Genomic DNA, 12,380 nt, shown 5'->3' with positions numbered 1-12,380 from the left:
GGCGTGATGTACGTCACTCTATGGCCGTCGCGGTGTCACGGCGAGTGCTGCGGCAGCGTTCGTTGAGCGTTAATCCATTGCCGGCCCGGGGCCCGCCCTGATGCACTTCACGGGTCCCGTCGTCACGCAACGAGGAGCCCTCATGCGCACAGCGTTCATGTCCCCCCAGGAAGGAACGACCCCCTCATCGAAGGACATGACGCTTCGTGCATCTGCTCAACCTCGGGATCCTCGCCCATGTAGACGCCGGTAAGACCAGCCTGACCGAGCGCCTCCTGCACTCGGCCGGCGTGATCGACGAGATCGGCAGCGTCGACGCCGGGAACACCCGGACGGACACCCTCGCGCTGGAGCGGCAGCGCGGCATCACTATCAAGTCCGCCGTCGTCTCTTTCGCGCTGGGCGACGTGACGGTCAACCTCATCGACACGCCTGGTCACCCGGACTTCATCGCGGAGGTGGAGCGGGTGCTCGGCGTCCTCGACGGCGCCGTCCTCGTCGTCTCGGCCGTCGAGGGCGTCCAGCCGCAGACCCGCGTGCTGATGCGCACGCTGCAGCGTCTGCGGATCCCCACGCTGATCTTCGTGAACAAGATCGACCGACGGGGGGCGGGGTACGACGCCGTACTGCGGGCGGTGTCGGAGCGGCTGACGGCGGCGGTCGTGCCGATGGGGGTGGCGCAGGGCCTCGGCGGTCGCGCCGCGCGCTTCGTTCCTGGCTTGCCGCCGTCGGCGCTCGACGTACTGGCCGACCATGACGACGAACTGCTGGCGGAGTACGTCGAGGGCGCTGTCTCCGCTGGTCGTCTTCGTAGGGCCCTCGCCGATCAGACCCGACAGGCCCTCGTCCACCCGGTGTACTTCGGCTCCGCCATCACCGGTGCGGGGGTGGATGCGCTGATCGACGGCATCAGGGAGTTGCTCCCGGCCGCGGACGGTGACCCCGACGGGCCCGTATCGGGCACCGTCTTCAAGGTGGAGCGGGGCCCGGCGGGGGAGAAGGTCGCGTATGCGCGGGTGTTCTCCGGGACGCTGCGCACGCGAGAACGGATCGACGGCGCCCTCGGAGACACCCGCATCACCGCGATCAGCGTCTTCGACAAAGGCACGGACGCCAGAGCCGGGTCGGTGGCCGCGGGCCGCATCGCCAAGCTCTGGGGCCTGACCGACATCAGGATCGGCGACGCCATCGGCACGCCCCGCAAGACATACGGGCATCATTTCGCCCCGCCCACCCTCGAAACGATCGTCGCCCCGGCCGGCGACACGGACCGGAGGGCCCTGCACCAAGCCCTCACCCGCCTCGCCGAACAGGACCCCCTGATCGACCTGCGCCACGACGAGGTACGGCAGGAGACCTTCGTCTCCCTCTACGGCGAGGTGCAGAAGGAGGTCATCCAGGCCACGCTCGCCGACGACTTCGGGCTCGACGTCACCTTCCGCGAGACGACACCGCTGTGCGTGGAACGGCCCGTGGGCTCGGGCGCGGCGGTGGAGTTCAACAAGAAGGACGGCAACCCCTTCCTCGCCACGGTCGGCCTGCGCATCGACCCCGCGCAGGTCGGCTCCGGCGTGGAGTTCCGCCTGGAGGTTGAGCTGGGCTCCATGCCGTACGCCTTCTTCAAGGCCGTGGAGGACACCGTCCGCGAGACCCTCGACCAGGGCGGCCCGCACGGCTGGCAGATCCCCGACTGCGTGGTCACCATGACCCACTCCGGCTATTCGCCCCGGCAGAGCCATGCGCACCAGGGCTTCGACAAGAGCATGTCCAGTACCGGCTACGACTTCCGCGGCCTGACGCCACTGGTCCTGCTGGCGGCACTGCGCCGGGCGGGCACGCAGGTGCACGAGCCGATGCACCGCTTCCGCATCGAGGCCCCGACCGACACGTTGGCCGCCCTGCTGCCGGTGCTGGCCCGGCTGCGCGCGGTGCCTCAGACCACGGAGACCCGCGGCGCGTCCTGCGTCCTGGAGGGTCCGGTGCCCGCCGCCCATGTCCACGAACTGGAACAGCAACTGCCAGGCCTGACCCGTGGCGAGGGCGAACTGGAGAGCGCCTTCGACCACTACGCGCCCACCCCACGCGGCACCCTCCCGGAACGCCGCCGCACCGACCTCAACCCGCTGAACCGCAAGGAGTATCTGCTGAACCTGACCCGGAGGGTGGGCGGCTGAAAGTCGTTGTGAAGGCGCGGGGTCACGTTCGTACGATCGCCGCATGACTGCGGACACACGAATAGAGAAGGCCCAACTCCTTTACGAGCACGCCGTGTTCGGCGGCGACAGCGGCGCACTGGCGTCCGCCGACCGGGAACTCGACGCGGTCGAGGCGGATCTCGCCCTCGCCCGCGGCCGGGTCGTCCACGCCCGTTTCCTGGACGATCGGGTCGAGGACGCACGCGAACTGGTGCTCTTCGAGCGCGCGGCGCGGCTGTACGGCGAGCTCGGCGATGTGCGCGGCGAGGGCGAGGCGCTGTTCTGGCTGGGCGCCTTCCACCAGGTGGTCCGCGATGACACCGACGCGGCCCTGCCCGCGTTCACCCGTGCCCTCGACCTCGCCACCCGGGCCGACGACCGGCTGACCGTGTCCTACGTCCTGAGGCACCTCGGCATCGCGGACCACATGGCCGGACGGCTCGACGCGGCCCGCGAGCGCTTGGAGGAGTCCACCCGGCTGCGCCGCGAGCTCGGTTTCCTGCCGGGTGTGGCGGCCAATTTGATCGGGCTCGCCCACCTCGCCGCACAGCAGGACCGACGCGAAGAGGCTGCGCAACTACTCACGGAGGCCGAGGAGTTGGCTGAGAGCGCCGGAGCGGACGGCGTCCTGCGATGGGTGGCGGGGGCTCGCGACAGCCTCACGGGGCAGGGATGAGCCCATGTGAGCACCGAGTTCGAAACTTACTCATGAGTCAGCAGTATTGACGGTGTCCTGACATTGTCGGACTGTAGTGGACATGCCGAACATACGAGCGCGTCTGCTGGTTGTTCTGGTCGTCCTCCTCGGATCCCTCTCGGTGGCGGGCCCCTCACCCGCCACCGCCGCCACCCTTCCCGACTCCCTCTGGTTCGACGAAACGCCGCTGACCGTGCAGAACGGCCGCTTCGTCGACGCGGCCGGCCGCGAGATCGTCCTGCGCGGCTACAACGTCTCCGGCGAGACCAAGCTGGAGGAGAACGGCGGTCTGCCCTTCGCCTCGGTCGCCGACGCCAAGAAGTCCGCCACCGCGCTGCGCGCCCTCGGCGGCGGCAACTCCGTCCGCTTCCTGCTGTCCTGGGCCCACGCGGAGCCGGTGCGCGGCCAGGTCGACACCGCGTTTCTGGCCGCCGCCACCGCCCAGATGCGCGCCTTCCTCGACGCCGGCATCCGCGTCTACCCCGACTTCCACCAGGACCTCTACTCCCGGCACCTGTTCGACCCCGACAGCTGGTACTCGGGCGACGGCGCCCCCAAGTGGGCCGTGGACGCCGGGGACTACCCGGACGAGTCCTGCGGGATCTGCCTCTTCTGGGGCCAGAACATCACCCAGAACGAGGCCGTGAAGCAGGCGTCGTACGACTTCTGGCACAACGAGTACGGCCTCCAGGACGCCTTCCTCGCCACCGCGCAGAAGACGATGGCGTACCTCAGGCAGAACGTCTCCGCCGCCGAGTTCGCGGGCGTCCTCGGCTTCGACCCGTACAACGAACCGCATGCCGGGAGCTACGACTCCGGGCAGACCAGCCGCACCTGGGAGCGGGACGTGCTCTGGCCGTTCTACGAGAAGTTCCGGGCCCGGATGGACGCGGCCGGCTGGCAGGACAAGCCGCTCTTCGCCGAACCGAACCTCTTCTGGAACGCCAACCTCGACTTCCAGAAGCAGGAGGGCGGACTCCTCGACGCAGGCACCCTCGGCCCGCGCTACGTCTTCAACACCCACTTCTACGACCAGAAGGCCATCTCCGGCGTCTTCATGTGGGGCAAGGCGGAGGACGGCCAGTACGCCGGTGACTTCGGAACGGTCCGCGACCGCGCTACGGCCACGAACACACCCGCCATCATCAGCGAGTTCGGCCACCCGCTGGCCGGCTCGGTCTCCGACAAGGCGCCGACCGTGCTCAAGGCCATGTACCAGGCCCTCGACTCCCGTGTCCCGGGCGCGAGTTGGTGGTCGAACCCGGACGGCGGCGGACCGGTCCTCTCCGGCACGCAGTGGCAGTGGGACATCTACAACGGACGTCACCACGAGCTGATGAACGGCAACCCGGACAAGGTCCTCACCACCGGCGACGCCTGGAACGACGAGGACCTCTCCGCCGTACGCCTCGACGACTCGGGCAAGCCGGTGCTGCGCCAGGACGCCCGGCTGCTCGACCGGATCTACCCCAGCGCCACCTCCGGCACGAACGTCGCCTTCACCTACGAGGACCGCTCCCGCGACGGCAACACCACCCTGACCTGGAACCCGGTGCCGAGCTCGCTGCCGAACGTGGCGCAGCTGGTGGGATCCGGGCAGTACGGGCTGCTGCTGTGGCGCTCCAACAGCGGCACGGCACCGACCGAACTCCACCTCCCGGCGTCCTTCCCGACCGGGTCCACCACGGTGGTCTCCGACCTGGGCACCGCTTACGCGCCCCCGGCGTACACCCCGGCCACCCCGGTTGGCGTCGCCGCGGAACCGGGCGGCACCGGCAGCCGCCGTCTGCTGCTCACCGACACGGACTCCGGGGTGCTGCACTACGCGCTGGTCACCAACGGGGCGACCGCTCCCTCGGCCACGCTGCTGAACGCCGCACGGTCCGAACTCTCCGCCTGGGCGGCGCGGAACGCCGGGTGACGAACACCGTTTGACCCTCCCCTTACGTCAGGCTGCACGCTGTGTCCCGACGAAAGGGCAGGTGAATGAGCTACTCCGTGGGGCAGGTCTCGGCCTTCGCCGGGGTGACCGTGCGCACGCTGCACCACTACGACCGGGCGGGACTGCTCTCGCCCAGCGGTCGCAGCGGCGCCGGTTACCGGCTGTACGACGACTCCGACCTGGCCAGGCTCCAGCAGATCCTCTTCTACCGCGAACTCGGCTTCTCCCTCGACGAGATCGCCGAGATCCTCAAGGACCCACAGGCCAACGCCCTGGAGCATCTCCGATCCCGCGTAAGGCAGTTGAGCGAGGAGATCGGGCGGCTCCAGCGGCTGGCGGAGGTCGCCGAGCAGGCGATCGAGGTCCAGCAGACGGGCGTGGAACTCACCCCGCAGGAGCGCTTCGACGTCTTCGGTGAGATCGTCTTCGACCTCTCCTACGCCACCGACGCCCAGCTGAAGTGGCAGGACTCGGCGGGCCAGAAGGAGTCGATGGCCCGCGCCGCCGGCCACACCAAGGAGGACTGGCGGCAGCTCATGGGCGAGGCCGCCGTCTGGCGTGGCGAACTGCTCGCGGCCTTTGACGAGGGTGAACCCGCCGATGGCGAGCGGGTCATGGATCTCGCCGAGGAACACCGGCTGCACATCGCCCGCTGGTTCACCACCTGCCCGCCCGAGATGCACCGGCGGATCGCGGACGACTTCGCCGCCGATCCACGCGCCTTCGCGCTCGTCGTCCCGCCCTCGCAGCAGCGGCCCGGCCTCGCCGCCTATCTGTGCCGGGCCGTCCACGCGAACGCGGCCCGCCGGGTGGACCGTGAGGAGGAGAACGGATGAGGATCCTGATCGCCGCCGCCGGATCACGTGGCGACATCGCCCCCTACACGGGTCTCGGGGCGGGCCTGCGAGAGGCCGGGCACGACATCACCGTGGCCACGACGGATGCCTTCGCGTCGCTGGTGCGGGAGGCGGGCCTGGAGTTCCGGAGCCTGCCCACCCGCCCGGGAGCGCAGCGCGGCGTCGAGAGCAGGCGCGAACTCATGCGCACCGCCGCCGCGTTCGTCACCGAGCTCGGCCAGGGCTTCGCCGACGCGGTGGACGACGGCACGGAACTCCTGCTGCTGTCGGCGACCACCGCCCAGCTCGGCTGGCATCTCGCCGAGTCCAGAGGCATCCGGACGCTCGGCGTCCACCTCCAGCCCAACGCCCCCACCGGCGACTTCCCGCCCACTGTGATGGGCCCTCGTTCCCTGGGCCGCCTCGGTAACCGCGCCGCCGGACGCCTTGCCCTGCGCATGGCCGACCGGGTCTACGCCGAGGCGGTCACATCGCTACGCCACCGTCTCGGCCTTCCCCCGCTCACTCCCTCCGCGATGCGCCGCCGCCAGAAGCGGGCGAACCGGCCCGTCCTGCACGGCTTCAGCACGGCGCTGGTGCCCCGGCCGTCCGACTGGCGCGAAGGGCTCGACGTCGTCGGCACCTGGTGGCCGTACGTCGCACCGGAGCGTCGGCTGCCCGCCGAGGTGGAGGACTTCCTCGCGGCCGGAGCGCGCCCGGTGTTCATCGGCTTCGGCAGCATGGCGGCCGGCCATGGCGAGCGGCTCAGCGGGATCGCCGTCGAGGCGCTGCGGAGCGCCGGGCTGCGGGGCATCGTCCAGTCGGGCGGCGCCGGACTCGCGGTCGACGGTGACGACGTCCTGACCATCGGCGACGTACCGCACGCCTTGCTGTTCCCGAGGACGGCCGCCGTGGTGCATCACGCCGGGGCGGGCACCGCGGCGGCAGCCCTGCGTGCCGGAGTGCCAGCCGTCCCGGTGCCGGTGACGGCCGACCAGCCGTTCTGGGCACGGCGGCTCGCCGCGATCGGGGCGGCCACCGACCCGATCCCGTTCGCCTCCCTCACCGCCGAACGGCTCGCCGACGCGCTCGGCCGGGCCGTGCGGCAGGAGGCGTACGCGCGTGCCGCCTCGGTCGCCGCACGGCACATGGCGACCGAGGACGGGGTGGACGCGGTCCTGAAGGCCCTGGGCTGATCAGCTCGCCGAGGGACTCGTCCAGCCGCTCTGCACATGGCCGAGGCGGACCCGCTGCGGATGGTCACCGACCGGCACCGACACCTGCTTCTGCCCGGTGGCGAAGTCGATGGCGGTCACCTGGTCGGTGCCGCTCTCGGAGATCACACAGGACTTGCCGTCACCGCTGACCGTGGCCCAGTAGGGCTTGGAGGCGGTGATGAGCGGGCCCTCCTGGAGCGTGGTGCGATTGACGACTGTGGCGTAGTCGTCCATCGTCCCCGCGACGCACAGCTTGCTGCCGTCAGGGCTCATCGAAATGCCGTGGTGGCGCGAGTCGTTGACGAACGTGGTGCGGTCGTCGCTGGTCGCCGGGTTCTTCGGCAGGGTCTTGGTGCGGGTGATCTTGTCGGTGGCCAGGTCGTACTCGAAGAAGCCGTTGAAGAACGACACCTGGAAGTACAGCTTCGACTCGTCCGGCGAGAACACGGCCGGCCGGACCGCGTCCGAGTAGTCCGTGAGGCCGAGCGCGTCCAGCTTGGGCCGCATGTCGATGACCTTGACCTGCTGGTACGTGGTCGCGTCGACGACCGTGATGCGCCGGTCGCCCTTCGTCCAGTCCAGCCAGGGGGCGTCGGTCTGAGTGTTCACATCGCCGATCGCCATGTTGTAGATGTACTTGCCGTCCTGGGTGAAGATGTTCTCGTGCGGCTTGTCGCCGGTGCCGAACTTGCCCAGCTCCTTGCCGCTCTCGATGTCCAGGACGTGCACGGTGTTGGAGGTCGAGGCCGACACGGCGACCCGCTTGCCGTCGGGGGAGACCGCCATGTGGTCGGCGCGATAACCGGACACGGGGAAGCGCCAGTTGACCGCGCCCGTGGCCAGGTCGAGGGAGACCACGTCGGCGAAGCTCGGGCGCGAGACGACGACCGACTTCCCGTCCGGGGTCGAGTACATGTCGTCGACGAACTGGTCGTGGCCCTCGCCGACGCTGTTGCGGATCGCCATGAAGTAGATCCACTTGATCGGGTTCGCGTTGATCTCCGCCATCCGCTCGTCCTTGTCGGGGATGACATTGACCCGGCCGATCTTCGCGAAGTCGCCGGACGACTTGATGACGTCGGCGGTGCCGTCCCAGTTGTTGCCGACGAACATCACCTCGCGCAGGGCGGCGGAGGAGTCGGCGGCGGAGGCGGCGGTCGCGGAGGCGGAGACGGTCAGGGCGAGGGCGGCGGCTACGGAGCACAGGTGCCTGGGTCTGATGGCAGGCATGACTGCTCTCTCTTCCTCTGAAAGGGGTGGGCGGGCGTCATGAGTGGGGCATGCCAAAGCGGGGCGGTGAATCTGAACACAAGTGCTTTCAGAGTCAACTTACTGAAAAGTAAGGAGGGGGTGCCCTTCTCCACAAGACCGCGTACACGACAAAATTGGCCGTCGGATCGGTGAAGCGGCGGGAGGACAGTGTGGCGGGCAGGCTCAGGGCGCCCAGCGGCCGCTACGGCGGCAAGTCGGCCGAGGAGCGACAGGCCGAGCGGCGGCGGCGCTTCCTCGACGCCGCGCTCCGGCTGTTCGGCGGCGACCCGGGCTACCGGGGCACGACCGTGGCGGCGCTGAGCGAGGCCGCCGGGCTGTCGACGCGTCAGTTCTACGAGGAGTTCCGCACCCTCGAAGACGTACTGGCCGCCCTCCATCTGGAGGTCAACGCATGGGCGGAGGAGGCCGTGCTGTCCGCCGTCGCGGAGGCGGAGAACCTGCCGCTCGCCGAGCGCGCCACGGTGATCTTCCGCGCGTACGCCGCCAACGTCACCGCCGATCCACGCCGTATCCGGATCACCTTCGTCGAGATCATCGGCGTCAGCGCTCGCCTGGAGGAGCAGCGCCTGGCCCGCCGTGCCCGCTGGATCGACCTGGTCTGCGCCGAGGTGGCGGCCGCGGTCGTCCGCGGGGAGGCGGCGCCGCGCGACTACCGTCTCGCCGTGACGGCGTTCATCGGCAGCGTCAACGGGCTGCTGCACGACTGGAGCGCCGGGTGGGTGGACGCGACCCTCGACGAGGTCGTCGACGAACTCGTCAAGATCCTCCTCGGCATCCTCAAGCCGTCCGGGCCACCGCTCGCCCAGGTCTGAGACGCGGGCGGCCCGGGCGATTCACTCGCCGAGCCGGTGCACCGCGTCGAGCACCGGAGCCGTGCCGTCCTCGGCCCGCAGTCCCTCGGCGAGGACCCGGGCGCGACGGCCGTAGTCCGGATCCCCGGTCACGCGCCGCACGGCCGCCGTCAGTGCTTCGGCCGTGAAGCGCCGCAGGGGCAGGGCGTACGGTGCCACGCCGAGGCCGACCAGGCGGGCGGCCCAGAAGCCCTCGTCGAACTGGATCGGCACCGGCACCGCCGGCACCCCCGCGCGCAGCCCGGCGGCGGTCGTGCCCGCCCCGCAGTGGTGGACCACGGCGGCCATGCGCGGGAACAGCCCGGAGTGCGGCACCTCGCCGATGGTCAGCACATCGTCCCCGGCGGCCTCCAGGCCACCCCAGCCCCGCTGGATCACGCCCCGCAGCCCGGCCGTTCGCAGGGCTCGCACCACTGTGGCGCTCAGCCCCGCCGGATCCGGGACGGTCGCGCTGCCCAGGCCCACGAACACCGGCGGCGGTCCGGCGTCGAGGAAGTCCCGCAGCTCGGAGGGGAGTCGGGTGTCGCCGTCGTACGGCCACCAGTAGCCCGTCACCCGCAGATGCGGGTCCCAGTCGCGCGGGCGGGGCACCACCAGGGGGCTGAAGCCGTGCAGTACAGGGCCCCTTCGCGGCGGGCGTGCCCGGCCGCGGGCCGGTCCGACCCTGGCGCGTGCGTCCGGTACCGCCGCCGAGAAGACCCGCTCGATGGCCAGGTTCACTCCATGCCCGGCCAGCCGGTTGCCGAGGCCGCCCCAGGAGCCGCCCCCGAGCATCGCCGGTGCGAACTCCCTTGTGGGAGCCAGTGGCTGGAGTGGCAGTTCGATGCTGGGCAGGGACAGGCCCTCGGCGATGACGCGTCCCAGGGGTGCGGTGGACGGGGCCAGGAGCAGGGCGTCGCTCGACCGCGCGGCGGTCAGCATGTCGTCCGTCAGCGACCCGGCGAGATTGCGTGCCAGCTCCACGACACGCACGAGCTTGCCCAGCCCGGTCCCGCTGCGGTGCAGACTCCGCCCGCGCTCGGACTCCAGCTCCGCCCGCGGATCCACCGGCAGCGGGTGGAACCGTACGCCCGACTCCGCGACCAGCCCCTCGAAGCAGCCGTGCGTCACCAGGGTCACCTCGTGCCCGGCCCGGGACAGGGCGTGGCCCAGTCCGGTGTAGGGGGCCACATCGCCCCGGGAGCCCGCCGTCATGATCGCTACGCGCACAGGGCCAGTATGGCGGCGCCGGACGTCGTACGTGCCAAGTAGCGGCGCGAACGGGCGACTTCAGGTCTGTCCCAGCCGTTGACTGCGCCCTCCTAGGGGCTCTACTTTCGGCGCCACGCGTTCGATGTCCCGAATTGCGTTCGAAATTCCGAACATTTTGATCTCCTGTGTCTTCCCCCGCATCAAGGAGCCGCATGTACCCCCCTCCCCGCACGCACCTCGTGCGCCGCTGCAGATCCGCCGTCACCCGTGCCCTCGTCCTGACCCTCACCGCGGCCGCCGCTCTGCTGTTCGCCGGACCCGCCCCGGCCCAGGCGGCGACGACGGCCCGTCAGATACCGGTGCCGAGCGCCCCTATGGGCTGGGCGTCCTGGAACGCCTTCGCCGCGAAGGTCGACTACAACGTCATCAAGAAGCAGGTCGACGCGTTCGTGGCGGCGGGGCTGCCCGAGGCCGGCTACGAGTACATCAACATCGACGAGGGCTGGTGGCAGGGCACCCGGGACAGCGCCGGCAACATCACCGTCGACGAGGCGGAGTGGCCGGGCGGCATGAAGGCCATCGCGGACTACATCCACAGCAAGGGTCTGAAGGCCGGCATCTACACCGACGCCGGCAAGGACGGCTGCGGCTACTACTTCCCGACCGGTCGCCCCGCCGCGCCCGGCTCGGGCAGCGAGGGCCACTACGAGCAGGACATGACGCAGTTCTCCAAGTGGGGCTTCGACTTCGTGAAGGTCGACTGGTGCGGCGGTGACGCCGAGAAACTCGACCCGAAGGCGACCTACCAGGCGATCAGCGACGCGGTGGCCGCCGCGACCGCCACCACCGGCCGCCCGCTCGCCCTCTCCCTGTGCAACTGGGGCTACTCCAACACCTGGAACTGGGCCCCGGGCATGGGCCCGATGTGGCGCACCAACACGGACATCTTCTTCCACGGCGGCACCCCGTCGTACAGCAATGTGCTGACCGCCTTCGACCGCAACATCCACCCGACGGCCCAGCACACCGGCTACTACAACGACGCCGACATGATGGTCGCGGGAATGACCGGCCTGACCGCCGCCCAGAACCGCAGCCACATGAACCGGTGGGCGATCTCCGGCGCCCCGCTCCTCACCGGCCTCGACCTCACCACCCTCACCGCCGAGACGGCGAGCACCCTCACCAACCCCGAGGTCATCGCCGTCGACCAGGACCCGCGCGGCCTCCAGGGCGTCGAGGTCGCCGAGGACACCACCGGTCTCCAGGTGTACGGCAAGGTCCTCGCCGGCAGCGGCAACCGTGCCGTCGTCCTGCTCAACCGCACCTCGACCACGCAGAACATGACCGTCCGCTGGTCCGACCTCGGCCTGACCAACGCCTCCGCGACCGTCCGTGACCTGTGGGCCCGGCAGAACGTCGCCACGACCGGCACCAGCTACACCACCAGCGTGCCCGCGGGCGGCTCCGTGATGCTCACCGTCACCGGCGGCACCGAGCAGTCCGCGAGCACCTACAACGGCACGGACAGCTTCTCCGGCGTGGTCGCCGGAAACGCCGGCCTGAAGACCGTCGAGGTCTCCTACACCAACAACACGGCCACCGCCCGCACGGCCACGCTCGTCGTCAACGGCCAGACCTCCACCAAGGTCTCCTTCCCGCCGACCGGCTCCAACCCCGGCAACATCTCCGTCAACGTCTCCCTCGCCAAGGGCAACACCAACACGATCTCCTTCTCGGGCGCCCCGACCCTCGAAGGCATCGTCGTGCGGCCACTGCCCGGGAAGAACGGCACGCTGATCACCGGCACCGGGTCCGGCCGCTGCCTCGACATCAACGACAACACCATCGCCAACGGCACCGACGCCCAGCTGTGGGACTGCAGCGCCGGGCAGAACCAGGTCTGGCAGTACAACTCCCGCAAGGAACTCGTCGTCTACGGCAACAAGTGCCTCGACGCCTACAACCTCGGCACCACCAACGGCACCCGCGTCGTCATCTGGGACTGCAACGGCCAGAACAACCAGAAGTGGAACCTGAACAGCGACGGCACCCTCACCAACGTCAACTCCGGGCTCTGCCTGGACGCGAACGGCGCCGCCACCGCCAACGGCACCAAGCTGGTGCTCTGGACCTGCAACGGGCAGAACAACCAGAAGTGGACGGTGAGCTAGCGCCG

Annotated in this window: 9 protein-coding genes; 7 read left to right on the top strand and 2 right to left on the bottom strand. The window is 70.1% G+C overall.

Translation table 11 applies throughout. The annotated features are described in order from the left end of the window. The first annotated feature begins 206 nt into the window (after nt 1-206). The 5 genes from IE325_RS13930 (at nt 207) to IE325_RS13910 (ending at nt 6,866) form a co-directional block, all read left to right on the top strand. Nucleotides 207-2,174, top strand: coding sequence for an elongation factor G (locus IE325_RS13930; RefSeq protein ID WP_190070150.1), 1,968 nt, complete (start codon nt 207-209; stop codon nt 2,172-2,174). A gap of 43 nt (nt 2,175-2,217) precedes the next feature. Next, complete coding sequence (locus IE325_RS13925) at nt 2,218-2,871, top strand: tetratricopeptide repeat protein (protein WP_190070149.1); 654 nt, start codon at nt 2,218-2,220, stop codon at nt 2,869-2,871. Nucleotides 2,872-2,953: 82 nt separating this feature from the next. Beyond that, nucleotides 2,954-4,813, top strand: a complete 1,860-nt coding sequence (locus IE325_RS13920; RefSeq protein WP_190070148.1) for a cellulase family glycosylhydrolase — start codon at nt 2,954-2,956, stop codon at nt 4,811-4,813. A gap of 65 nt (nt 4,814-4,878) precedes the next feature. Further along, nucleotides 4,879-5,670 (top strand): MerR family transcriptional regulator, encoded by a 792-nt coding sequence (locus tag IE325_RS13915; RefSeq protein ID WP_190070147.1) that lies wholly within the window; start codon nt 4,879-4,881, stop codon nt 5,668-5,670. Then, entirely contained in the window at nt 5,667-6,866 is a 1,200-nt protein-coding gene (locus IE325_RS13910; RefSeq protein WP_190070146.1) for a glycosyltransferase, read from the top strand. The genes IE325_RS13915 and IE325_RS13910 overlap by 4 nt, the downstream gene beginning before the upstream one ends. Here the strand turns inward: IE325_RS13910 and IE325_RS13905 are convergent, their stop codons facing one another. Further along, nucleotides 6,867-8,117, bottom strand: coding sequence for a YncE family protein (locus tag IE325_RS13905; protein ID WP_190070145.1), 1,251 nt, complete (start codon nt 8,115-8,117; stop codon nt 6,867-6,869). 191 nt (nt 8,118-8,308) lie between these two features. Between IE325_RS13905 and IE325_RS13900 the strand changes: the two genes are divergently transcribed. Then, a complete protein-coding gene (locus tag IE325_RS13900) occupies nt 8,309-8,971 on the top strand; it encodes a TetR/AcrR family transcriptional regulator (protein WP_190070352.1) in 663 nt (220 codons plus the stop codon). Nucleotides 8,972-8,992: 21 nt separating this feature from the next. Here the strand turns inward: IE325_RS13900 and IE325_RS13895 are convergent, their stop codons facing one another. Next, on the bottom strand, nt 8,993-10,204 hold the full coding sequence (locus IE325_RS13895) for a glycosyltransferase (RefSeq protein WP_190070351.1): 1,212 nt from the start codon (nt 10,202-10,204) through the stop codon (nt 8,993-8,995). A 209-nt stretch (nt 10,205-10,413) separates the two neighbouring features. Here IE325_RS13895 and IE325_RS13890 point away from each other — a divergent pair, with 209 nt between their 5' ends. Beyond that, on the top strand, nt 10,414-12,375 hold the full coding sequence (locus tag IE325_RS13890) for a ricin-type beta-trefoil lectin domain protein (RefSeq protein WP_190070144.1): 1,962 nt from the start codon (nt 10,414-10,416) through the stop codon (nt 12,373-12,375). Nucleotides 12,376-12,380 lie beyond the last annotated feature (5 nt).

This window comes from Streptomyces lanatus, from assembly GCF_014655715.1.
Classification (GTDB): domain Bacteria; phylum Actinomycetota; class Actinomycetes; order Streptomycetales; family Streptomycetaceae; genus Streptomyces; species Streptomyces lanatus.
Note: the sequence above shows the minus strand (reverse complement) of the source record. Positions and strands in the feature narration are given on the sequence as shown.

What these genes read in the sequence shown, in the direction of transcription:
- IE325_RS13920 (WP_190070148.1), top strand. Translation starts at nt 2,954, where the DNA reads ATGCCGAACATACGAGCGCGTCTGCTGGTTGTTCTGGTCGTCCTCCTC.
- IE325_RS13905 (WP_190070145.1), bottom strand. Translation starts at nt 8,117, where the DNA reads ATGCCTGCCATCAGACCCAGGCACCTGTGCTCCGTAGCCGCCGCCCTC.
- IE325_RS13890 (WP_190070144.1), top strand. Translation starts at nt 10,414, where the DNA reads ATGTACCCCCCTCCCCGCACGCACCTCGTGCGCCGCTGCAGATCCGCC.
- IE325_RS13925 (WP_190070149.1), top strand. Translation starts at nt 2,218, where the DNA reads ATGACTGCGGACACACGAATAGAGAAGGCCCAACTCCTTTACGAGCAC.
- IE325_RS13895 (WP_190070351.1), bottom strand. Translation starts at nt 10,204, where the DNA reads ATGACGGCGGGCTCCCGGGGCGATGTGGCCCCCTACACCGGACTGGGC.
- IE325_RS13915 (WP_190070147.1), top strand. Translation starts at nt 4,879, where the DNA reads ATGAGCTACTCCGTGGGGCAGGTCTCGGCCTTCGCCGGGGTGACCGTG.
- IE325_RS13910 (WP_190070146.1), top strand. Translation starts at nt 5,667, where the DNA reads ATGAGGATCCTGATCGCCGCCGCCGGATCACGTGGCGACATCGCCCCC.